The organism is Enterobacter sp. DVT3837 (assembly GCF_056238685.1).
This window is the reverse complement of the sequence record NZ_JBWDLA010000003.1, coordinates 118,164-139,034: the sequence shown is the minus strand read 5'-3', so window position 1 is coordinate 139,034 and position 20,871 is coordinate 118,164. Positions and strand designations below refer to the sequence as shown.

Below are 20,871 nucleotides of genomic sequence, written 5' to 3'. Positions count from 1 at the left end.
ACTGAAAATGATATTAAACGTGAGTATCAAAAATCATGATTTATGCCTTATGATACTACTCAGTATCAATATCGATTTGTGAGACTAATATGGCATTACTGGGATATGCAAGAGTATCAACCAGCCATCAGAAGCTAACTGTGCAGATCACGGAGCTGAAATCTGTCGGTGTCAGAGATGACAGAATTTTTACTGATATAATGTCAGGAGCTACGGACGAACGTGAAGGCTTACAACGGCTGCTTGCCCGTGCGGAAAAAGACGACATCATCATTTGTACAAAGATGGACCGGCTTGGTCGCAATACCGCAGACATGATCCACATTGTGGATGCGTGTTATAAAAAGGGGATTGCCATTCGTTTTCTGGAGAATGGGCTAAGTACGGAAGGCACTATGGGAAAAATGGTGATCCAAATTTTGGCCGCTGTAGCAGAAGCGGAACGTGAACGTATTCTGGAACGTACCAACGATGGCAGAATTGCAGCTATGGCTGCGGGCGTTAAATTTGGTCGTAAACCACATAAAAAATCTGAAATTGCACGGGAATTAATCCATCAGAACCAGTCTGTAAGCTTTGTCATGGAAAGAACCGGAATTTCCCGGGCGACTTATTTTAGACTAAAAAAACACACTTGCCTTGCATAACTAATGGACATAAATCATGAAGATTGATTACCCTCATTTATATGAAATTACAAATGAGCGTTCAGTAAAAAACCAAAAATATTTCTTAAATGGCATAAGGGCAGAATATGCATTATTGATATTTATCGCTGTAAATAGCTCTCTATCTTACATGGAAAAATACAGTGTAAATTTAGTGTTATTTGTTCTGCTAATAATGTTATTACTTGTCAGGAACATTATAAACTTCGAACAAAAATGGTACAAATATAGAGCGGTTACCGAATCAATAAAGACAACAACATGGAAATTCGCAATGAAAGCGGAACCATTTAATGGCTCTGAAGAGATAAATGATGCTAAGCAATATATTGGTTACATAAGGAATATTATTAAAGATAGCAAGTATGCTATTAAGACAGAAACGCTAAAAAACCTTGAAGGGGATACGTTTAGTATTTGTTTAAAAAGCATTAGAGAAATGAATTATGAGCAAAGAAGAGATTTATATGTGGAACAACGGATTGAAGAACAACGAACATGGTATGCAAAAAAATCGGTATTCAACAAAAGATTAGGGAGAGCATGGGCTGTAGCTATACTGATTTTCTATATTCTATCTCTTACTATGACGGCACTCCTTGCCGAAGATCTGGTCCAAGCCGCATCGCTACCAACAGAACTGATTACAACCATCATTTCTGCTCTGATTGGCTGGGTGCAAATTAAGAAATACAATGAGCTTTCAGCATCATATGCCCTTACAGCACATGAAATTGGGCTGGTAAAAGAACAATCGTATTATATTTCTGGTGAAAAAGATTTTTTAGATTTCATTCGAGATGCTGAAACCGCTTTCTCACGTGAACATACACAATGGCAAGCAAGACGAGTTGCATAAATTGAATATGATAAAGGGAGCGTTAAAGCTCCCTTTAAAATTATCTAGCGTGTCGACGAATGGCATCAACAATGCTTTCTGTACTCCATCTAACCTGTTCGACAGATCTATTAGCTACAATCTGAGAAACTCTCGAAGCTCCGTGGGGAATAACGCCAATAACAGGAATTCCATTTCTAATAGCTGTGTCCATTTCCCACTCCATCCAGGTACTATGACTTGCATAGATTCCTGCAATGGCAAGTAGCACATTGCTGTTACGAATTTTTTCGCCAAGAACTCTTTTGATGTAATCAGCATTAATTGAATTAATTGGGACATCTTTGCTAACTTCTGAAAACTCGGCCCTAAAATAGGGTCTTGAATTTAGTAGGTTACGCAATCTTAGTAATTCGTCGTGACTCCCCCACGAATGACTAATAAAAATATTTAGGTCTCTTGCCATAAATCCCCACAAATTAGTTATTTATTCGACCATGATAGTGGGGGCAATCCTTTGGTTTTCAAGGGTAAAAGTTAAAGAAAACAATAACAACAAAAAGGTTTCTCTACTTAATGCTGTAAAAACAATAAGTTATCTTATTGTCGTATTTTTTTCATCATTGGACCTCAAACCTCGGAAAGAAGAGGCGAGTTGGTAGCTTGGAAGAAGATAAACCATGGGAAATTATAAATATAAGCAGAAGTAAAGCAAGAGGTATAAGCCCTTGCCTTATGTTAATTAGCAGTCTTTGATGGCTGATATAATTGATGGTGTATACCATCCAACAATAATTTTCGCATTGTCTGTGACAACTTGAGGCGTTCGTTGTGAACCATGCGGTTTAATCCCAATAACTGGTATGTTATTAGCAACTGCTGTTTCAATTTCCCATTTCATCCAATCACTATGTGCTGTGTACATTCCTGCTACAACAATAAACACATCTGATGCGGATATTCTCGCCTTCAGTACTCGCTTGATGTATTTTTCATCTTCTGAGTTTATAGGCGCATCTACAGTTACTTCTTCATAAGATGCCACAAGCCCATCTTCCTTGTTTAATAAATTCTTTAGATTTATCAACGAATCATTGTAATCCCAACAATGGCTAATAAAAATGCTGTATGTTTTACTCACTTCATCAATCCTTCTTTATTTTGTTTTCTTCAAATGTATTAAAATCCCATGAGTTGTCGCAGAGTGATTTAAACTTACTACTGTATAAATCCTCTTTTTCTTTTAACTCTAGATATGATGCTGACTTTGCTGCTGTTGCGTAAACCCATTTTACATCACTTCGTTCATTGAAGTTAGTTGACTCTATGATCCCCTCAGTGATTTCAAGTACGGACTTGAACGTTTTTTCTGCAAGAATCTCATTAAATACGATGTCTTTATCATTTGCAGTTTCTGTATTCTTTAGCTGTTTAGACTTCTCAAAGTAGCAAAGCGCTAAATTTTCACCGTTATAGTAATCTTTTTTTATTGTATATCCACGGTTATAGAATGAAATTGCTTTGTTTAGGAACGTGATATCTTTAGTGTCCATCCATATGTATTTATTTATGGCACCCGCCATTCCTGTTGTTTCTGGGTCGTTACTGGTTTCAGGAGATAAGTCTGATAAAATAACCATTGCATCCATACAACTCATCACTCTGCTTTTTGATTCTATTTTTTCCTTGTATGTACAGAGTGTTAGTCTTTGAATTAAGTATTCATCTCTAGGTCTTATTTCTAGCGCTTTTTGATAGAGTTCCTTTGCATTTGAAAAATCCCCAAACTTCAACTTTTCTTCTGCGCTATTAAAAATATATCCCCATTCCTTTTCTGCTTCATCTGAATCCTTTACGATTTCTTTTATTTCTTGTGCCGTTAGTGTCGGAGTGTTTAAATCTGGCAGGTAAGTATAGACTGGGCTATCTATACGTGTTTCATTTAATGCCGACTCCATTAATGATTTCAGCTGCCCTTTTATTCTTCTCGCTTCGGAACAACCGATATCATCACCAAGATGTTCATACTGTAAGGTTGCAATGTGATTTAAGTCGAAGTGTAGCACTGCCGACTTTTCAGACATTATGATGGTCGTTCCTTTTTTTAGTGCGTGCCTTACGCCTAGTTCATATATAGCATTTGCGTTACTTGTTGATATATCTGCAACAACAATATCAGCAGAAAGTAGCAATTTATACATTTCCACATCAATAATCCCAGACTGCATTATTTCGTCAGCCCTGACACACTTGATGCCTAGTTCTTCTGCCGCTGGTTTTATTATCTCATTGTACGTGGCATCTAGGTTTAAGAGCTTACCTGACCGGAAATCAGTTTTTTTCCCGAAACCCATAACCACAAAGCACAACAAACTTAATTTTTTTTTACTCAATCACATCACCCTTTTATTTTTTCCATAGTGGTTTGAAGGCCAACGGTATGAAAACGTTCGGTTTCTTACGCAAAAACGGCGTAGCAGGGTTAATTCAGGTAGTTACTGACACCTTTCTGCTAAAAAAGCCTTGGCGTAGGATCTTTTCCCTTTTCCAAGCGGCCTCCTAAATCCGCACAAATTAGTTATTTATTCGACCATGATAGTGGGGCAATCCTTTATTTTTCAAGGGGAAAAATTAAAAAACATTAACAACAGAAAGGTTTCTGCTTTTTTTAAATAAAAACAGCAGGTTATCTTCTTATCGTGGTTTTTTACATCATTGGACCTCAAACCCCTAAATCAAATGATGAGTATGTGCAGGGATTAATCGACGAGCTGGACAGGAACGGGATTTCTATTTCTTCAAATGCTACTCCATGCCCGGTCTGTAACAACGGTTTCCTGCGTAAGCGCAAGGGGCAAAATGGCTTCTTCTGGGGCTGTTCTTCCTATCCTGTATGTAAAACATCATTTCCTGATAGCGATGGGAAACCAGCGACTGAGAAGAAAACAACTGAAGGCGCGATTGACCGTCTGAATGTACCCTGCCCTTCCTGCAATAAAGAAATACTTGTACGCCCTAAAGGATTCTTCTGTACTGGGTGTGGTTTCAAGCTTTGGTCGGAAATTGCTGGTAAAAAAATAACCAACGCTCAGGCAGAAACGTTGATCAAAAAGGGTAAAACAGGTTCGCTCAAAGGGTTTACTAGCACTAAAACCGGAAAAAAATTTGACGCTACCTTAGTTTTACAGGATAAAAACACTGGAAAAATTGGTTTCGAGTTTGCTAAAAAGTAAGGGTATTAACTATGAGTGACAATGATAACTTTGAATTAGTGCGAAAACTGCTTTTGAATATCCGATCGGTACGTGTTTTTGCGCGTGATACTCACTTTGAACAACTTCTTGAAATGCAGGAAAAGCTTAATGCGGTTATTGAAGAGCGCCGTGAAGAAGCTGAGCAGGAAGCCAAAGAGCGAGAAGAACGTGAAAGAAAGCGTCTAGAATTGCTTCAGTTGATCGCAGGTGAAGGTTTCTCCGCTGAAGAACTGCTAGGATTAAGCGAAGGGGCACCGAAAAAACAAAAAAACAAACTTCCGAAAGCACCGCCAAAATATCAGTTTGAAGAAAATGGCGTAGTGAAATATTGGTCTGGTCGCGGTCGTGCGCCTAAACCAATTGATGCAGCCCTTAAAGCTGGTCAGAAGCTTGAGGATTTTCTCATCGAGAAAGACCAATCCGGCACAGAACAAGCATAATAATCTTTTAAAGCCCCACGCTTAAGCTTGGGGCTTTTTGATTTATGATACAGGAGGAGTTATGAGCCTTACCTTGCCACTTATGTACTTTAAAACAGGAAGCGATCTTAGCCAGATAACGCATTATGAAGTGAACTACCCGGATGATTTTGTAAAACAAGCATGGGAACAGCCAGAAATAAACCTCTTTATTGTTTGTGTAGCAACAAAGAAAGGCGCGGTTCGGGAGATCAAGGGAGGCATGGCCGTATTTACTAGCATACCTGCCAGTAATGGGCTTGAGCTATCCAGGGCTCTTGATGACGTTCTTAGAAAATCTAATGAACTCCGCTCGCTCGCAGGTCAGAAAAATAACGCCTTTCTTCCGGCAAAAGTTGGTCTTGCTGGCGACCCCCCTACAGAACAAGAGTTGCTTAGTCTTTTTTATCAGCAGTGCCTGAAGCATGGATCATGGGGTAGTGCCTGATAAACAGGTAACGCTACGTGAAATCTGAGGCGCTCACGGGCACTGTTGCAAATAGTCGGTGGTGATAAACTTATCATCCCCTTTTGCTGATGGAGCTGCACATGAACCCATTCAAAGGCCGGCATTTTCAGCGTGACATCATTCTGTGGGCCGTACGCTGGTACTGCAAATAGGGGTCAGTTTGGATATAGAGAATTATTGTACGGTAAGCCTGTTTTTTGAACAGGCTTACCTGTAGCAATAGGGTGTACTCCCGCGCTATACAGCGTTTTCAGGGGATTTTGTCTTAATCGGATAACCTAAATGCGATACAGCAAGAGCGACAACCTAAAAGCGATAGCCACTGACGATAAATCAATCACTTACGTATCCTAATTGGTTAAATAATGTGCTTAACGTACAAAAATTTCCGATCTCCAAACTGACCCCTTATTTGTCTCCTGCAACACCACGGGGTTGCTATAACCAGCGACGAACCCGTTGGGTATAGCGTTCCCATTCCAACCCGAAACGTTTTCGAAGCTGTACCTCTTCAACATGGATATGTAATCTGGCTACTACAAACATAAACAACGGTACAGCAAGTATCCCCACCAGGCTGCCAAAGCAGAGAGCAACGGATAACTGGAGCCCGCTCATTCCAAGGTAAATAGGGTTTCGACTCCATGCGTAACAACCGACAGTTACCAGCTTGGTGGTTCTATCCGGATGAAGCGGATTAAGCGTCGTGCCGTTCGTGCTCATCTGCCAAGCGGTGTGCAGTATCATGGTAATACAAACACCGGTCAGCAACACGCTTAGCACTATATTCACGATGTCGAAGGTAAAACGCGGGATTGCAGTCAACACATCAGTGACGAAAAACAGCAATAAGATGAGTGGGGGCGGAAACCATACTCTCAATCGAGTCACGAAGTTACGCATTACACAGACCTATCTCTGAACTAAGCAGCCTGATGGCTGCAAAATGAAAATCCAGTCCTTGCCATTCCTATAGTGACCATGAATCTGACATTATATGCCTGATCTGAAAAGTTATTTTTTTCATAACTGTCCTTATAACGGTGCGGGGTCAGTCCACACCTCTGTTCAGGTGAACAAATTCAGCAGACCACTTCACTGTTAAACCTGTGGCGATTCAGGGTGCCATGTGTATGGCACCTCATCTCTTATTTACTTATTGACTCCGTTACCGCCTGCCAGGTTATAAAGCCACCACTCAGATTATATGTCCTGAAGCCGTGGGCCTGAAGAATACGGTATGCCACATGCCCGCGCAGGCCACTCTGGCACCCTATAAAAATCTCTTTATCTTTAGGCACTTTTTCAAGATTCTCCCGCAGGGAATCCAGTGGAATGGATAGCGCGTCAGGATATTCGCCAAATTGTTTCAGTTCTGCAGGAGAGCGAATATCAAGTAAACAATAACTGCCCGGTACCCGTTGTAACACATCGCGGACATGACAGATGACCGTATCTCCCTTGATGACATTTGCCGCCACCATTCCAGCCTGGTTAACAACGTCCCTTGCACTGTTAAAAGGAGGAGCATAAGTCAGCTCCAGATGCTCAAGATCGTTGACGGTAAGTCCCGCACGCTGTGCGACAGCCAGGACATCGATGCGTTTATCAACCCCTTTTTTCCCTGACGCCTGGGCCCCGAGAATTTTGCCAGTATCGGGGCTGAACAGCAGTTTAAGACTGATCATCGTTGCCCCCGGGTAGTAACCGGCATGATCAGCAGCATGGACGTAAACCTTCTCGTATCGGGTGCCGTGGGCTTTCAGTTGCTTTTCATTCGCACCGACGCTGCCAATACTCAGCGAAAATACCTTACAAATGGATGTCCCCTGACTGCCATGGTAAAGGCTGTGGTGATCAAGCATGTTATCAGCAGCAATGCGTCCCTGGCGGTTGGCGGGCCCAGCCAGAGGAATATTAGCGGGTTCCTGAAAAACAAGGTCAGGTGTTTCAACTGCATCCCCCACGGCGTAGATGTCAGGGATACTGGTCTGCATACAAGCATTGACACATATGCCTCCACGTTTACCCACTTCGAGCCCGGCTAATGTGGCAAGGCTGTTCTCAGGTTTTACCCCGATGGCGAGAATAACCATGTCGGTCTGCACAAAGCCACCGTCAGACAGTGCAACGCGGAATCCCGTTTCTGTCCGCAGTACCTCGGTGAGTGCCGTTCTGAGACGCAGATCCACGCCATGATTCCGGATTTCCTGATGCAGGACTGATGCCATTTCAGGATCAACCGGAGCCATAACCTGTTCCCCCATCTCCAGCAGAGTGACACGGATCCCCCGTTCGCTCAGAGCCTCCATCACTTCAAGTCCGATGAACCCCCCCCCGACAAGCGTGGTGTGAGCGACGTTATGTTGCTCAATCCACGCCAGGATAGCATCCATGTCAGTAAGATTTCGGAGCGTAAAGACTCCCTCTTGCTGTAGCCCGGGCAAAGGAGGGACAACCGGCGCGGCTCCGGTACTGAGGAGCAGACGATCCCATACTTCGGTATGGATCTCGCCTGAGATCAAATTATTAACTGTTACAGTTTTATTAACCGGATCCACTGACGTCACTTCATGGCAGGTACGGACGTCTATGTTAAAGCGGGATTTAAAATCCTCCGGAGTCTTAAGAATAAGTGACTGCCGTAAGGGAATATTTCCGCCTATATGATAAGGCAATCCACAGTTGGCGAAAGAGACATCGCTTCCCCGTTCAAACACAACAATACTGACATCCTCTGACAACCGGCGAGCCCTGGCTGCAGCGGATGCGCCACCGGCAACACCACCAACTATCACTATTTTCATTACATCCTCTCTGTTCACTCGGGGCAAAATGCCTGCCAGATATAATTAGTTACCCGGGTCAGCTGGACGCTGCAGACCTGGCGAACACGGTGGCAAAATTATGCCACTATCATTATACTAAAATATATTATATAAAAACACATAATATGAGAAATCATCAATGCAAATGAATGAAGACACAAAACGTCAGACTGATATGAAAAATGCGGCCCTGAGGGCAGCGGATGTTTTACGGGGACTAGCCAACAGCGACCGGTTGCTGTTGATGTGCCAGTTAAGCCAGGGAGAAGCGAATGTGTCCGAACTCGAAGCGGCGGTCGGGATTACTCAGCCGACGTTGTCTCAGCAGCTTGGCGTCATGCGCCGCCTGAAGCTGGTTGAGACCCGACGGGCTGGTAAAATGGTATATTACCGTATCGGGGATAACCGGATCATGACGTTGTTAAATACCTTATATACTCTTTACTGTCCGCAGGCCGGGACAGGTAAAGGAAACCATAACAACGAATAATATGATTCTGCTTTCTCTGCAAACCGTTTTATCAGTGGATCATAAACTTGTTGAGGCTATGAAGTGCCTGGACGAAACTGTAACGGGAAAACGACAGTGATTCGGATATACCCGCCGGCAATCCCTTTCCGGACTGTTTAATCACTTGCCCGCTCACAGGTTTACTGGTTGATTTATCGGTTTTTATACTATTCCGGTCAGATAAAAGAGCCACAGGCACGCAGTGATACTGCTGCGTCAGAAATGGCCTGTGGCTGACAAACTGTTTATCTCTGCTGCTACCGGGTGACATCATTCAAGCAGGCTACGCAACATCCAGGCGGTTTTCTCATGCAACTGGATACGTTGTGTAAGCAGATCCGCAGTGGCTTCATCATTCCCACTATTAACGATCGGGAATAAAGAGCGTGCGGTTTTAACCACGGTCTCCTGGCCCTGGACAAGATTTTCAATCATGTTTTTTGCTGCCGGAATATCCTTGTCTTCATTAACCGCAGTTAAACGTGAAAATTCATGATATGTGCCGGGCGCGAAACATCCGAGCGAGCGTATACGTTCAGCAATATCATCAACGGCGGTGGCCAACTCATTGTATTGATTTTCAAACATTAAATGTAAGCTATTAAACATGGGGCCAGTTACATTCCAGTGATAGTAATGTGTTTTTATATGGGTCTTCCCCGATCATGGTGGGAAGGCTCAGAACGCCATATTCAGCTTTCCGTAGTGGAACATCACCCCCAGTTTAAAGCGCTCCCGGTTTCGGTATCCCCTGGCTTTTATCCTCAGCAGCCTGATCTTGCTGTTAAGTGCCTCCGCATTTCCGTTTGAGACACTGTGTCGCATCGCATTCAGGATCCCGTACAGCCTTTTTCCTATCGTTTTCGCGGCATTTTTCATCATGGGAACGTCACTGTTAGCCGCCAGCGCCAACCATCTCTGCCAGTCACTCCGTCTTTCCTCGCTCCATGGCCTGTTCCAGATATCCTTTGCCAGCTCTTTCAGCGCCCAGCACTGGCTCGTCAGCTTCATCTGTGCACGCAGCCACATCAGCTTTTCCTGCCGGGATTCGGTCATCCACTTATCGCTGTACTGCCACAGGAAGCGGGTTCCTTTTGCCTGGTGTCGGCTTTCAACAGGGAGGTGCGGATGTTCATTCTGACGGGTTTTATCAACTACCTCGCCCAGTTGCTTCGCCACATGGAAGCGGTCAAAGGCGATTTTCTCAACCGCACTGGGTAAGTGGATACGCGCTGCTCTTATATAGCCCGCGTTCATGTCCATTGAGAGCGTTTTGATAGCCAGCAACTGCCCATCAGTGAGCGTGCGAAGATAGCCGGCAAGACTCTCTGTGCCGCGATCATCCGTTAAGGCCAGCGCCCGACCATCGCGATCGGAGATCACCGTTATGTAACGATGTCCTTTTTTAAAGGCGACCTCATCCACATTCATATGACGGGCGGATAATGGCTTTTTTATCCGGGCAAGACCTCGCTTAACTGCCCGGGTCATAATGCCGTCAACCGCATTCCAACTGAGCTTAAGTTGCTTCCTGACAGCATCAACGGTGCTGATTTTCAGCCATGAGAGAACGAACGATTCGAATAGCAACGTATACCGGCTTCCGGGGCCAGCCCACGGAACAGGCAACGTCAGGCAGCCATGCTCCGGACACATAATTCGTGGAACATCGGCTTCAACAATAGTGGTGAACTGGCAGGTATCAAGATGGCGCCATTTACGATGACGGTGATCGTGAACAGAACAGGATTTACCGCAGGTCGGACAGGCTAGCCGGGTGTTTTCAGCGATCTCAATAGTGACAGTAACAGAACCGGCATTTTCATCGAGAGAAAGGGACTTTACCTGCCACGGATCGGACAGGTTGAGAATATGAGCGTAGAGGGACTTTTCGTCCATGGCGGTGACCTCTGGCGATTAAATACACCATTATCATGCCTTCAGCCACCACAACAAGGGAAGACCCTTTTATATACAGGGTATAGGTGTCAGCAAGAAGCCGGGACAGACCGTCTGCAATCTCCACCCGGGATGATTCAGCAATACCAATATCAATGATTTGTTTACTCATAACTACCTCTTACACGGTTTCAGTGGAATATACGATATGCGATTATTCTTTCCGGTCTGAGCAAAACACGCCTCAAATTTTTATAATAACCAGGTACACCTGTCGTCTGTCACACTAGCGATGCGCCAGAGCAATATCCTGCGACGGAACAATGAATTTCGCCGTGGCACGTGCCACTGTCTGCTGTCCTTTTGTCAGCCATGCTTCAAGCAGGTAAATCCCCCTGCGTTGCCCAAGCAGTCTGGCACATACCATCAGTTTGTCTCCGGTACAAACGGGTGAAATGAATCTTACCGTCAGTTCAGCCGTCAGGGCTTGCACACCCTGCATGAACAAACAATGAGTCATTGCTGCATCCAGCAGGGTACTCGTCATTCCGCCATGTAAAAGACCCGTATACCCCTGATGCCTGTGATTGGCCGTGTAGTCCGCACATACAGAGCCATCCGGGTGCTCTGAAAACATTAAGTTCACCGTATCAGGGTTGTTGTCGCGGGAACTACAGACCATACAACAGGTATGGGCCTTTCTGGCATCAAGATAACAATTCATCTGTTTCTGCTCAGCGTCCGGTTGTACTGACGGGAGGCATCCGGAATTCAGTCAGCTGAGGGGCTCCCCCGGCATCATTACTGCCTCCTCCACACATTCCGGCTCCTGGTTTATACACAATACGGGTCTGATAAAAATCACCGCCCGTGATGAAATAAACTCATGAATGGCAACAGCGCCCGTTTCCGTGATGATGCTGACGCCCACCCTGGCACGCATTTTCTGCTGTGTTCCCGTCAGAGTGACAGCATTTTTTCCCTTTCGCCTCATGATGAAAGGACTGGCGTCCCTGCTCCGGCTTATTCAGTTCAGTCAGAACACGGGTATCCGGATCACACAGTTCAGTGAACAAACGACGACCACAGTCAGTCTGGTACACCGCGATCTGATGCCCCAGTAATTTACCCAGCATCCGTTCCCCGATGTTACGGACCACAACGCGGCTGACTTGCTGTTGAACCAGCAGGTCAACCAGCTTCCGTTTACCTGAACAATCTGCGCCCAGCGCGGGATTTTCTGTCCGGCTGAGCTCCACACCGCGCTCATCCACCAGGACAAGGTGACTCGCTTTGGTAAAATGATTTGCTACCCGGTCGTCATTCACTGGAATGGCTGTGATCATCTTGTGTAACTCCTTCCCTTTCAGAGTGCATTATTAAGGCCTTGCCCTGAGTGAGACAGTCCACAACCTTAAAACGGGCTGCTTTCAGGACATTGGCCAGTGTCTGCCTTGAAACCCCCATTGCAACAGCCGCTTCCTGCTGTTGCATGCCCAGTAAATCGACCAGCCGTAACGCTTCAAACTCATCTTCTTTTAAATGAACATGTTCAAGCTGGCTCATCGGTCGCGCATTGGGCTTAAAACAGGTATCCGCAGGGCGGCCACAGATGTTACGGGGAATTCTGGGTCTTGGCATGAAGGCTCCTTATTGGCATATGCTATATATACACTCATAAACTGGCATATGCAATATACTCTGCTCACCGGTGGAGAATTTTTTGCTTTACCCTGGAGTCTGTAAGTGGGCAGCAGGTCATGAGAGATGAAGAGAAAGAAAACAGATACTGTATGAGACTCAATTTAAAGTGCTGCCATAAGGGGGTCGTCTCAGAAAACGGAATCTATGGTCACTCCCGTTTTTGCAACACCGATTTTGACGACAAGTTGGCTTGCTTGAATCTATCCGGCGTCTGAATGGGATTTTATTCCCGCGCCTTGATGAGTTCCGCGCCTGATGAACCTCCAGAAAATATACGGCTTCAATGAGCCTTTCCGTTTTACAGGTTCCTCAACAGGCCGGTGGGCCGTTAGTATCATCAATATCAGTATTCGCAAAACCAGATGAATGATTGTTTAAACTGGTGTATTTCTGCCTTTATGCTTCGTAAGTTTGCTGTCGCGCCGTCAGTGCCCAGGCTATTCTGGCCAGCTTGTTTGCCAGAGCACAGGTGACGACAAAGTTGCTTTTCCGACACAACAACTCCCTGACCCAGTCGGCCAACTTGCCAGACTGGTGTTCCAGTTTTTGTATGAATACCCTGGCACACTGAACCAACAAAGTTCGGATCTTTTTGTTGCCCCGCTTGCTAATCCCTAACAATGTCGTCCGACCTCCCGTGCTGTACTGTCGGGGTACCAGCCCTGTTGCCGCCGCAAAGTCACGGCTGCTGGCGTACTGCTTCCCGTCGCCAATCTCAGTTGAAATAGTACTGGCAGTCAGCGTTCCAACGCAGGGAATACTCAGCAAGCGCTGTCCAACCTCATCTTCGTCCAACTTTCGTTTCAACTGAGATTCCAGATCTTTAATCTGCTCAACAAGATAGTGATAATGCTGTTGTAATTTCAGCAGTAACTGGCTGAGATAAAGAGGCAAACTACTGTCCTCAAGAAGGGTACTCAGTCGACTAATAACGGCAGCACCTCGCGGAACGCTGATACCAAATTCCAGCAGAAAAGCATGCATCTGATTAGTTGTTTTCACCTTATCCTGAACCAGGGATTCACGGACACGATGCAGAGCTCGCATTGCCTGCTGAGATTCGGTTCTGGGCTGCACGAAACGCATAGATGGACGTGATGCTGCTTCACAGATAGCTTCAGCATCAACGAAGTCATTTTTGTTGCTTTTAACGAATGGGCGGACAAATTGCGGTGATATCAGCTTTGGAAAATGCCCTAACTCTGCCAGCTTGCGTGCCATAAAGTGAGAACCGCCACAGGCTTCCATCGCGATGGTTGTTGCCGGGCATGTCGCCAGAAATTCGATTAGCTTTGGTCGGGTGAATTTTTTACGGTAAACGGCCTTCCCACGATGATCCTGACAATGAATATGGAAAGAGTTCTTACCCAGATCGATACCAATAAGCGCAATGTTTTCCATGATGGTTCTCCGAATGAAAGCCTGTCCTCAGCATAGTACTGGGAAGGAGGGAGTGACCATCTCATTAAATAAAGCACGCTAAGCCGGTGGCAGCGGTCGCAATGGCCTGAACTTCCCCGCACCGACCTTGGCACTGCTGCGCCATAGGTAATCGCCGGTCAGGTTGATATGCTCCCACCCCAGCGGGGACAGATAGGGCGAATGATTGGATCACCGCCTTGCCGTCGCTGCTCGCAGCAGCCAGCTTCATGGCCAGCGCCGCCTCGTGAGTCTGCGCGTCAAAGTTTCTGAACTTGGTCGCATCAGCGCCGAGGTAAGCAAGGATGCGCATTTTTTCAGTAAGCGGTGGCTCGGGGTGTGCAGCAACTTTTGGGGCGAGCTGAACGACCTGAACCCATTCCTCCTGCGAAATCGCACCGGTAATAGCCTGCATGTTGCGCCCGAGTTCCTGCATGATCTTGCGTAGCGCCAGTGGCTCAACCTGGGTAGCGTCACCAGCCCAAGCTGGCAACTGAAAACCCCATAAAAGCAGGCAGGCCGTAACGGTCAGGGTGATAGTTCCAAATGCGTGGCTGTGTTTGCGGTGGGTCATGAAATTCTCCTGTAATTCAATCGTTCTCTCATTCGAACTCCCGCCCTTCGCCAGCTTCCTCATGGGTCACGCCGTCGCGGATGTGGTAGATGCGCTTGAATGTGGGGATGATCTTTTCGTCATGGGTGACGACGATGATGGCGGTCTCGAACTTCCGGGCCATGTCGTTGAGGATGCGGATTACAGCCATGGCGCGCTCGGAATCCAGCGGCGCAGTGGGTTCATCAGCCAGGATCACCGGCGGACGATTGACCAGTCCGCGCGCGATGGCGACCCGTTGCTGCTCGCCACCGGAGAGTTGCGAGGGCATTGCGCGAGCTCGGTGTTGCACATCAAGCGCTGTGAGCAATTCCAGTGCCTTCGCGCGCGACTCTCCATTCGCGACGCCTGCAAGCATCGGCAGCAGCGCCACGTTGTCGGTGACATCGAGAAACGGAATCAGGTACGGCGCCTGGAAAACGAAACCGATCTTGTCACGCCGTAAGGCGCGCAGGTCGCGGACTTTCCAGCCATCGGCGTAGATCACTTCATCGCCCAGCGTCATGCGACCGGCGGTCGGTTCGATCACCGCACCCAGACACTTGAGCAGCGTGCTCTTGCCGGACCCGGAAGGGCCGATCAGTCCCACCACTTCACCAGGCGCAACATGCATATTCACGTCTCTCAAGGCAAAGACAGCGGTGTCACCATCGCCATACCGCTTGCTTAAACTTTCGATGTGTATCCCTTTGCCACTCATCTCAACCTCCAATGGCTTCGGCCGGATCGACCTTGAGTGCTATGCGAATGGCGACGAGGCTAGCTAGAACGCAGATCACGAGCGCGGCAAAAAAACCGGCGACAGAATCCATTGGCGTGAGCAGGACATATTTTGGAAAAGCCGGTGCTGAAAAGGTGGCTGTGATCTTGCCGACCACGAAGCCAATCACGCCCAGGGCGAGCGCCTGCTGCATGATCATCGCGGCGATGGTTCGGTTGCGTGTGCCGATGAGCTTCAACACCGCGATCTCACGGATTTTGTCCATCGTCAGCGAATAGATGATGAAGGCAACGATGGCCGCGCTAACGATGGCCAGAATCACAAGGAACATGCCGATCTGCTTGGCCGAGGTGGCGATCAGCTTGCCGACGAGGATGTCTTCCATCTGTGCCCGGGTGTAGACCGTCAAACGCTTCCAGCGCTGGATGGATTCGGCAACCTCGTCCGGCGCATGACCAGGTTTCAGAGTGACCAGCACGGCATTGACGAACGCGTTGCTGCTCTGTGAAGCAATCACGGCATCCAGCAAACCTGGATCACCGGGTCGATTGAAGACCGGGTTGGCTTCGGTGCGACGCCGGCTTTGCCAGATGGCATCGTTGTCCTTGAGGAACTGGGCCTCCTGGGCATCTTTGAGCGGAATGAATACCATCGGGTCGCCGCTGGACGACACCATGCGCCGTGTCAGCCCCACGACGGTGTAATGATTGCGGCGAATGGCAAGACGATCTCCCAGTTTGAAGCCGGTGGCGATGTCGGCCACAGCCTCGTAGTGACCGCGCGTGATCTGGCGTCCAGCGACGAGATAAGGAGGCCATCCGGGTGTAGCCCCCAACGCACCGGGCGCGATGCCGACCACCATGGTGCGTACATCACTCTCGCCCTTGCGTACCTGCATGGTCAGGTAGGTCGCGTTCGCTGCCTGTGAGACTCCCGGCATGGCGAGAATGGCGCGATACACGTCATCGTTGAGGCTGGACGACTCCGCATAAGGACCCAGAGTATCCTTTTGCACCACCCAAAGGTCAGCGCCACTGTTGTCGAGCAACGCCTTGCCGTCGTCCACCATGCCTCGGTACACCCCAGCCATGACTAGGGTGACGCCGATCAGCAGACCCAGACCGATGCCGGTGAAGACGAATTTCCCCCAGGCATGGAGAATGTCGCGGCCGGCCAGGCTGATCATCGTGAAACTCCCGGGATATGCTCGACCACATGGATGCGGCTGCGCGCCGTCAGTGCCTTTTCGCTATAGGTCACAACCTGGTCCCCATTCTTGAGCCCTTCGCGCACCTGCACGTAACCATTGAGGTCGGAAGTGCCGAGCTTGACCGGGGAGAAATGCAGATCACCATCCACGATTTGCCAGACACCAACTTTATCGCCTTCACGCTGGACGGCAGCGTTGGGGATCAGTGGAGCGGCCGGGAGCGCCGGCAAGTCAACCGTGACTTCGGCCAGTTCACCCACTGGTGGCAAAGGTTCTGGTTTGTTATCGAATGTCACCTTGGCAAGCGTTTCCTCGGTTACCGCGTCGGCCTTGGGTTCCACCCGCAGCACGCGACCTTTCAAGGTCTGGCCACCACGCGAACGCAGGACGATATGAGCCGGCAGCCCCCCAGCCAGCCCCGATGCGCTGATCTGGTCGAAGCGCACATTGATCCACAAACTCTTGGGGTCGATCACTTCCACCACGGCCTGGCCCGCGACGATGGTCGTGCCGGGATCGGCATCGCGCACGGCGACTACACCGTCGACCGGCGCGATCAGGCGCAGATTGCTCCGCTGCGCGACGAGTGCTTCGCGGTCGGAGCGTGCCCGGGCAATATCTTCCCGAGCGGCGGATAGGGCGGCATCGGCGATCTGCAGTTCCTGCCGCTTGGTGGTGACGATTTCCTCGCTGGTCGAGCGCACCGCAAACAATTGCTCATAGCGGCGCGCCTGGGTTTGCGCGTAGGCTTGCCGGGCTTCTGCCTCGCGCAAAGCCGCTTCCGCCCGCTTGAATACAGACTCCTGTGAGCGCACCCGATCATCAAGGTCGACCGGCTCCATCTCGCCGAGCACCTGTCCGGCCTTGACCTGGCCGCCTACATGCACCTCCAGGCGTTTGACGCGCCCGGCAAACGTCGGCCCGATCTTGTAGGTGTAGCGCGCCTCCACCGTGCCGATGCCGAACAGCGCCGGTGTGATAGCCCGTGATTCCACGCTTGCCACCGTCACAGCGACCGGGGCGAGCGGCCCTGATCGCAGACCGACATAAATAAAAAGCACCAGCAAAGGAATGATGACGGCAAGCAGTGCCAGGGTGCGGCCTTGCAAGGGTAACTTTTTCATTGCGCACTCCTTATGCCACGCCGATAAATTGCAAAGACGCGCGGCGCATCGCGGTGCATACGTCCCACATCACCCGCTAACAGCGATTGCATGACCAAGCCCTGGATCGTGCCAATGAACAGCGTTGCCGCCGCCTCGTTGTCAAGCGAGGGAGACAACTCGCCGCTGGCCTTGCCTTTCTCGATGAGACGATGCAAACGTTCGCCGTAGCGCTGAATCAAGGTTTGCACCATGCGCTTGGCCGGTGTCGATTCGGCACGCTGAAGCTCACCAAACATCATTCTTGGCACGCCTGGGTGCTCAGCTACGAATTCGATATGACTCATGAACATCGCCTCCATGGCTGCCAAGGGCGACTCGATTCCTTGTGCGGATCGATCGATTCTGGCTAATAGGCGCTCTGCTACCCACTCCATGACCGCCTGCCAAATGGCTTCCTTGTTCGGGAAGTGCCGAAACAGCGCACCCTGGGTCAAGTTCATGTGTTTAGCGATAGCCGCAGTGGTTATCTCGCTTGGGTTTTGCGAACCGGCAAGCGCCACGACGGACTCGACAGTTACGGCACGACGTTCATCGGCCGGCAGATGCTTTGGATGGGTGTCCACGAGCACTCCTGGTAAGATAGTAATTGATTACTATCTTACCACAAGAGGCAACTCAAACAAGAGAAAACCCGACGTACTCGTCAATATCTAGAGTCTGCAATGGGCTTAACGTGCTTTATTTAATGAGATGGTCACTCCCTCCTTCCCGGTACTATGCTGAGGACAGGCTTTCATTCGGAGAACTATCATGGAAAACATTGCGCTCATTGGTATCGATCTGGGTAAAAACTCTTTCCATATTCATTGCCAGGATCGTCGCGGGAAGGCTGTTTACCGTAAAAAATTTACCCGGCCAAAGTTGATCGAATTTTTGGCGACATGCCCCGCTACAACCATCGCAATGGAAGCCTGTGGCGGTTCTCACTTTATGGCACGCAAGTTGGAAGAGTTGGGGCATTCCCCAAAGCTGATATCACCACAATTTGTCCGCCCGTTCGTTAAAAGCAATAAAAACGACTTTGTCGACGCCGAAGCTATTTGTGAAGCTGCATCGCGTCCGTCTATGCGTTTTGTGCAGCCCAGAACGGAATCTCAGCAGGCAATGCGGGCTCTGCATCGTGTCCGTGAATCCCTGGTTCAGGATAAGGTAAAAACAACCAATCAAATGCATGCTTTTCTGCTGGAATTTGGCATTAGCGTTCCCCGAGGAGCTGCCGTTATTAGCCGACTGAGTACCATTCTTGAGGATAATAGTTTGCCTCTTTACCTCAGCCAGTTATTGCTGAAATTACAACAGCATTATCACTATCTTGTTGAGCAGATTAAAGATTTGGAATCCCAGTTGAAACGAAAGTTGGACGAAGATGAGGTTGGACAGCGCTTGCTGAGCATTCCCTGCGTCGGAACACTGACAGCGAGTACTATTTCAACTGAGATTGGCGACGGGAAGCAGTACGCCAGCAGCCGTGACTTTGCGGCGGCAACAGGGCTTGTACCTCGGCAGTACAGCACGGGAGGTAGGACGACATTGCTGGGAATTAGTAAGCGAGGTAATAAAAAGATCCGAACTTTGTTGGTTCAATGTGCCAGGGTATTCATACAAAAACTGGAACACCAGTCTGGCAAATTGGCCGATTGGGTCAGGGATTTACTGTGCCGGAAAAGCAACTTTGTCGTCACTTGTGCTCTGGCAAACAAGCTGGCCAGAATAGCCTGGGCCCTAACGGCACGACAGCAAACTTATGTAGCATAACGGCAGAAATACACCGGTTTAAAGAATTACTGATCTGGTTTTGCGAATACTGATATTGATGATACTAACGGCCCACCGGCCTGTTGAGGAACCTGTAAAACGGAAAGGCTCATTGAAGCCGTATATTTTCTGGAGGTTCATCAGGCGCGGAACTCATCAAGGCGCGGGAATAAAATCCCATTCAGACGCCGGATAGATTCAAGCAAGCCAACTTGTCGTCAAAATCGGTGTTGCAAAAACGGGAGTGACCATAGATTCCGTTTTCTGAGACGTCCCCTTGTTGTGACCACTCCGACCGCGCACAAAAGCCTCTGAGCCGCTTTTAGCGGAATATGGCTTTGCAGGGTGAAGGGATGGATAGGCGATCCCTTTCGATCCCTCACTGGTATCGGCGGCTAACCCTCGGTGCTACCTGTCATTTCATCCTGCCGCCTTACATGCGCTAACGCGCATAAATCCCCGTTCCTCAGTGGAACGAAAACTCACGCTAACAGGGTAGTGACCGGGTAGCCACGATAACTGCCAACAAAATTAGCTTATAGGTTAATTCTACCTTGTCTGAAATTAGCCTATAGGTTAATATTAATAGAAATGGGAGGTCACATGTTTAGCGTTGTTTATCACCCGGAAGCCAGGGAAGAAGCCACAGCATTACCCGTAAAAATCAGGGTGAAGTTTGACCGTCTCATCGGCAAACTGGAGTATGACGCCCGATTACTGCGGGAGCCGGACACGAAGCCCCTGGGCGATGGACTTTTTGAGATCCGCACGATGGGGACGGACATAGCCAGGGGAATCTGGGTATACCACAAAGGCAATACCATCATCATGCTCCGTGTTTTCATCAAGAAGTCACAGAAAACGCCAGCGAAAGAAATCGATCTCGCCAAAAAGCGGTTAGCGGAGGTACTTAATGAAACTGGTAAGCCATAAAGAACTGCATAACGAGTGGATGCAGGACGATGAATATCGCGCTGCATGGCAGGAAGAAGAACGTAAGGAAAAGCTCAGGGAGCTGCTTGCTGAATGGCGCAAGCATGACAACCTGACAAAAGCGCAGGTTGCTGAACGCATGGGGGTTACACCTCCGGTTATTTCTCGCCTGGAAAACAACATCACCAAAGCCAGCATCGACACACTGACCCGCTACGCTCACGCCTGCGGCATCAAGAAACCTGTCATTGCCCTGTACTGAATAGCCAGCCCTCCGGGGCTGGCCTTTTTGTTTCGGTCAGTCCCAAAATTTTGTTAAAGCAAGTTTAAAATGTCACCTGTTTCTCCAAAGTTGAAATGTCACTTCTAAGCCAATCTATTTATACATAATCTTTACATCTTTCCCCGGTGACAAAGTGCTAATT

25 protein-coding genes and 1 pseudogene are annotated in these 20,871 nt (G+C 48.4%); 10 read left to right on the top strand and 16 right to left on the bottom strand.

The window, feature by feature from the left end:
* Positions 1-89 precede the first annotated feature (89 nt).
* A complete protein-coding gene (locus AC0XWG_RS23785; protein ID WP_040115241.1) occupies positions 90-647 on the top strand; it encodes a recombinase family protein in 558 nt (185 codons plus the stop codon).
* 16 nt (positions 648-663) lie between these two features.
* A complete protein-coding gene (locus tag AC0XWG_RS23780; RefSeq protein ID WP_040115243.1) occupies positions 664-1,527 on the top strand; it encodes a DUF4231 domain-containing protein in 864 nt (287 codons plus the stop codon).
* A gap of 40 nt (positions 1,528-1,567) precedes the next feature.
* On the opposite strand, the gene AC0XWG_RS23775 is transcribed toward AC0XWG_RS23780, so the two are convergent.
* The 3 genes from AC0XWG_RS23775 to AC0XWG_RS23765 form a co-directional block, all read right to left on the bottom strand.
* A complete protein-coding gene (locus tag AC0XWG_RS23775) occupies positions 1,568-1,972 on the bottom strand; it encodes a TIR domain-containing protein (RefSeq protein ID WP_043495618.1) in 405 nt (134 codons plus the stop codon).
* 276 nt (positions 1,973-2,248) lie between these two features.
* Complete coding sequence (locus AC0XWG_RS23770; RefSeq protein WP_043495620.1) at positions 2,249-2,647, bottom strand: TIR domain-containing protein; 399 nt, start codon at positions 2,645-2,647, stop codon at positions 2,249-2,251.
* 4 nt (positions 2,648-2,651) lie between these two features.
* A complete protein-coding gene (locus AC0XWG_RS23765) occupies positions 2,652-3,860 on the bottom strand; it encodes a TRAFs-binding domain-containing protein (RefSeq protein ID WP_045284274.1) in 1,209 nt (402 codons plus the stop codon).
* Positions 3,861-4,205: 345 nt separating this feature from the next.
* Here AC0XWG_RS23765 and AC0XWG_RS23760 point away from each other — a divergent pair, with 345 nt between their 5' ends.
* From AC0XWG_RS23760 to AC0XWG_RS23745, 4 genes and pseudogenes are all read left to right on the top strand, one after another.
* Complete coding sequence (locus AC0XWG_RS23760) at positions 4,206-4,739, top strand: topoisomerase C-terminal repeat-containing protein (protein WP_247831445.1); 534 nt, start codon at positions 4,206-4,208, stop codon at positions 4,737-4,739.
* A gap of 11 nt (positions 4,740-4,750) precedes the next feature.
* Complete coding sequence (locus AC0XWG_RS23755; protein WP_040115250.1) at positions 4,751-5,200, top strand: H-NS family histone-like protein; 450 nt, start codon at positions 4,751-4,753, stop codon at positions 5,198-5,200.
* A gap of 61 nt (positions 5,201-5,261) precedes the next feature.
* A complete protein-coding gene (locus AC0XWG_RS23750; protein WP_040115252.1) occupies positions 5,262-5,666 on the top strand; it encodes a hypothetical protein in 405 nt (134 codons plus the stop codon).
* A 101-nt stretch (positions 5,667-5,767) separates the two neighbouring features.
* Positions 5,768-5,836, top strand: a pseudogene (locus AC0XWG_RS23745) (IS6 family transposase); the annotation flags it as partial.
* A gap of 289 nt (positions 5,837-6,125) precedes the next feature.
* Here AC0XWG_RS23745 and AC0XWG_RS23740 read toward each other — a convergent pair.
* Positions 6,126-6,590, bottom strand: coding sequence for a methyltransferase family protein (locus AC0XWG_RS23740; RefSeq protein ID WP_001243598.1), 465 nt, complete (start codon positions 6,588-6,590; stop codon positions 6,126-6,128).
* 245 nt (positions 6,591-6,835) lie between these two features.
* Positions 6,836-8,494 carry an FAD-dependent oxidoreductase gene (locus AC0XWG_RS23735; protein WP_040115255.1) on the bottom strand — a complete coding sequence of 553 codons (1,659 nt, stop codon included), beginning with the start codon at positions 8,492-8,494 and terminating at the stop codon, positions 6,836-6,838.
* Positions 8,495-8,654: 160 nt separating this feature from the next.
* On the opposite strand from AC0XWG_RS23735, the gene AC0XWG_RS23730 reads away from it, so the two are divergent.
* Positions 8,655-9,005 carry an ArsR/SmtB family transcription factor gene (locus AC0XWG_RS23730; protein WP_040115257.1) on the top strand — a complete coding sequence of 117 codons (351 nt, stop codon included), beginning with the start codon at positions 8,655-8,657 and terminating at the stop codon, positions 9,003-9,005.
* A 291-nt stretch (positions 9,006-9,296) separates the two neighbouring features.
* Here AC0XWG_RS23730 and AC0XWG_RS23725 read toward each other — a convergent pair whose 3' ends face one another.
* From AC0XWG_RS23725 to AC0XWG_RS23675, 11 genes are all read right to left on the bottom strand, one after another.
* Complete coding sequence (locus AC0XWG_RS23725; protein ID WP_475681138.1) at positions 9,297-9,674, bottom strand: Dps family protein; 378 nt, start codon at positions 9,672-9,674, stop codon at positions 9,297-9,299.
* A gap of 30 nt (positions 9,675-9,704) precedes the next feature.
* Positions 9,705-10,925, bottom strand: a complete 1,221-nt coding sequence (locus tag AC0XWG_RS23720) for an ISL3-like element ISKox3 family transposase (RefSeq protein ID WP_000343760.1) — start codon at positions 10,923-10,925, stop codon at positions 9,705-9,707.
* Positions 10,926-11,211: 286 nt separating this feature from the next.
* The gene (locus AC0XWG_RS23715; RefSeq protein WP_023135766.1) at positions 11,212-11,562 is read right to left on the bottom strand and encodes a PaaI family thioesterase; all 351 of its coding nucleotides are present in this window, start codon (positions 11,560-11,562) and stop codon (positions 11,212-11,214) included.
* A gap of 247 nt (positions 11,563-11,809) precedes the next feature.
* Positions 11,810-12,271, bottom strand: coding sequence for a NifB/NifX family molybdenum-iron cluster-binding protein (locus AC0XWG_RS23710; protein WP_000626969.1), 462 nt, complete (start codon positions 12,269-12,271; stop codon positions 11,810-11,812).
* Positions 12,246-12,566 (bottom strand): DUF134 domain-containing protein, encoded by a 321-nt coding sequence (locus AC0XWG_RS23705; protein ID WP_001137910.1) that lies wholly within the window; start codon positions 12,564-12,566, stop codon positions 12,246-12,248. The genes AC0XWG_RS23710 and AC0XWG_RS23705 overlap by 26 nt, the downstream gene beginning before the upstream one ends.
* Before the next feature lie 459 nt (positions 12,567-13,025).
* Positions 13,026-14,030: an IS110-like element IS5075 family transposase gene (locus tag AC0XWG_RS23700; protein WP_000427614.1), complete on the bottom strand. Its 1,005-nt coding sequence runs from the start codon at positions 14,028-14,030 to the stop codon at positions 13,026-13,028.
* 64 nt (positions 14,031-14,094) lie between these two features.
* A complete protein-coding gene (locus AC0XWG_RS23695) occupies positions 14,095-14,622 on the bottom strand; it encodes a hypothetical protein (RefSeq protein WP_044258217.1) in 528 nt (175 codons plus the stop codon).
* A gap of 28 nt (positions 14,623-14,650) precedes the next feature.
* Positions 14,651-15,361, bottom strand: coding sequence for an ABC transporter ATP-binding protein (locus AC0XWG_RS23690; RefSeq protein WP_004393997.1), 711 nt, complete (start codon positions 15,359-15,361; stop codon positions 14,651-14,653).
* A gap of 1 nt (position 15,362) precedes the next feature.
* Positions 15,363-16,568, bottom strand: coding sequence for an ABC transporter permease (locus tag AC0XWG_RS23685; RefSeq protein WP_040115262.1), 1,206 nt, complete (start codon positions 16,566-16,568; stop codon positions 15,363-15,365).
* Complete coding sequence (locus AC0XWG_RS23680; RefSeq protein ID WP_032430843.1) at positions 16,565-17,716, bottom strand: efflux RND transporter periplasmic adaptor subunit; 1,152 nt, start codon at positions 17,714-17,716, stop codon at positions 16,565-16,567. Before AC0XWG_RS23680 ends, AC0XWG_RS23685 begins: the two co-directional genes overlap by 4 nt.
* On the bottom strand, positions 17,713-18,321 hold the full coding sequence (locus AC0XWG_RS23675; RefSeq protein ID WP_004393990.1) for a TetR/AcrR family transcriptional regulator: 609 nt from the start codon (positions 18,319-18,321) through the stop codon (positions 17,713-17,715). Before AC0XWG_RS23675 ends, AC0XWG_RS23680 begins: the two co-directional genes overlap by 4 nt.
* A 187-nt stretch (positions 18,322-18,508) precedes the next feature.
* Between AC0XWG_RS23675 and AC0XWG_RS23670 the strand changes: the two genes are divergently transcribed.
* The 3 genes from AC0XWG_RS23670 to AC0XWG_RS23660 all read left to right on the top strand — a co-directional run bounded on the left by AC0XWG_RS23670 (position 18,509) and on the right by AC0XWG_RS23660 (position 20,708).
* A complete protein-coding gene (locus AC0XWG_RS23670; RefSeq protein WP_000427623.1) occupies positions 18,509-19,513 on the top strand; it encodes an IS110-like element IS4321 family transposase in 1,005 nt (334 codons plus the stop codon).
* A gap of 603 nt (positions 19,514-20,116) precedes the next feature.
* Complete coding sequence (locus AC0XWG_RS23665) at positions 20,117-20,446, top strand: type II toxin-antitoxin system RelE/ParE family toxin (RefSeq protein ID WP_000493286.1); 330 nt, start codon at positions 20,117-20,119, stop codon at positions 20,444-20,446.
* Positions 20,427-20,708: a helix-turn-helix domain-containing protein gene (locus tag AC0XWG_RS23660; RefSeq protein ID WP_000780222.1), complete on the top strand. Its 282-nt coding sequence runs from the start codon at positions 20,427-20,429 to the stop codon at positions 20,706-20,708. The genes AC0XWG_RS23665 and AC0XWG_RS23660 overlap by 20 nt, the downstream gene beginning before the upstream one ends.
* The last annotated feature ends 163 nt before the right edge of the window (positions 20,709-20,871 follow it).

Excerpts from the sequence above, each read along its gene's own strand:
- AC0XWG_RS23755 (WP_040115250.1), top strand. The coding sequence starts at position 4,751 with ATGAGTGACAATGATAACTTTGAATTAGTGCGAAAACTGCTTTTGAAT.
- AC0XWG_RS23785 (WP_040115241.1), top strand. The coding sequence starts at position 90 with ATGGCATTACTGGGATATGCAAGAGTATCAACCAGCCATCAGAAGCTA.
- AC0XWG_RS23690 (WP_004393997.1), bottom strand. The coding sequence starts at position 15,361 with ATGAGTGGCAAAGGGATACACATCGAAAGTTTAAGCAAGCGGTATGGC.
- AC0XWG_RS23665 (WP_000493286.1), top strand. The coding sequence starts at position 20,117 with ATGTTTAGCGTTGTTTATCACCCGGAAGCCAGGGAAGAAGCCACAGCA.
- AC0XWG_RS23765 (WP_045284274.1), bottom strand. The coding sequence starts at position 3,860 with ATGGGTTTCGGGAAAAAAACTGATTTCCGGTCAGGTAAGCTCTTAAAC.
- AC0XWG_RS23750 (WP_040115252.1), top strand. The coding sequence starts at position 5,262 with ATGAGCCTTACCTTGCCACTTATGTACTTTAAAACAGGAAGCGATCTT.
- AC0XWG_RS23735 (WP_040115255.1), bottom strand. The coding sequence starts at position 8,494 with ATGAAAATAGTGATAGTTGGTGGTGTTGCCGGTGGCGCATCCGCTGCA.
- AC0XWG_RS23710 (WP_000626969.1), bottom strand. The coding sequence starts at position 12,271 with ATGATCACAGCCATTCCAGTGAATGACGACCGGGTAGCAAATCATTTT.
- AC0XWG_RS23780 (WP_040115243.1), top strand. The coding sequence starts at position 664 with ATGAAGATTGATTACCCTCATTTATATGAAATTACAAATGAGCGTTCA.
- AC0XWG_RS23730 (WP_040115257.1), top strand. The coding sequence starts at position 8,655 with ATGCAAATGAATGAAGACACAAAACGTCAGACTGATATGAAAAATGCG.
- AC0XWG_RS23685 (WP_040115262.1), bottom strand. The coding sequence starts at position 16,568 with ATGATCAGCCTGGCCGGCCGCGACATTCTCCATGCCTGGGGGAAATTC.
- AC0XWG_RS23660 (WP_000780222.1), top strand. The coding sequence starts at position 20,427 with ATGAAACTGGTAAGCCATAAAGAACTGCATAACGAGTGGATGCAGGAC.
- AC0XWG_RS23705 (WP_001137910.1), bottom strand. The coding sequence starts at position 12,566 with ATGCCAAGACCCAGAATTCCCCGTAACATCTGTGGCCGCCCTGCGGAT.
- AC0XWG_RS23715 (WP_023135766.1), bottom strand. The coding sequence starts at position 11,562 with ATGTTTTCAGAGCACCCGGATGGCTCTGTATGTGCGGACTACACGGCC.
- AC0XWG_RS23740 (WP_001243598.1), bottom strand. The coding sequence starts at position 6,590 with ATGCGTAACTTCGTGACTCGATTGAGAGTATGGTTTCCGCCCCCACTC.
- AC0XWG_RS23775 (WP_043495618.1), bottom strand. The coding sequence starts at position 1,972 with ATGGCAAGAGACCTAAATATTTTTATTAGTCATTCGTGGGGGAGTCAC.
- AC0XWG_RS23700 (WP_000427614.1), bottom strand. The coding sequence starts at position 14,030 with ATGGAAAACATTGCGCTTATTGGTATCGATCTGGGTAAGAACTCTTTC.
- AC0XWG_RS23720 (WP_000343760.1), bottom strand. The coding sequence starts at position 10,925 with ATGGACGAAAAGTCCCTCTACGCTCATATTCTCAACCTGTCCGATCCG.
- AC0XWG_RS23670 (WP_000427623.1), top strand. The coding sequence starts at position 18,509 with ATGGAAAACATTGCGCTCATTGGTATCGATCTGGGTAAAAACTCTTTC.
- AC0XWG_RS23695 (WP_044258217.1), bottom strand. The coding sequence starts at position 14,622 with ATGACCCACCGCAAACACAGCCACGCATTTGGAACTATCACCCTGACC.
- AC0XWG_RS23680 (WP_032430843.1), bottom strand. The coding sequence starts at position 17,716 with ATGAAAAAGTTACCCTTGCAAGGCCGCACCCTGGCACTGCTTGCCGTC.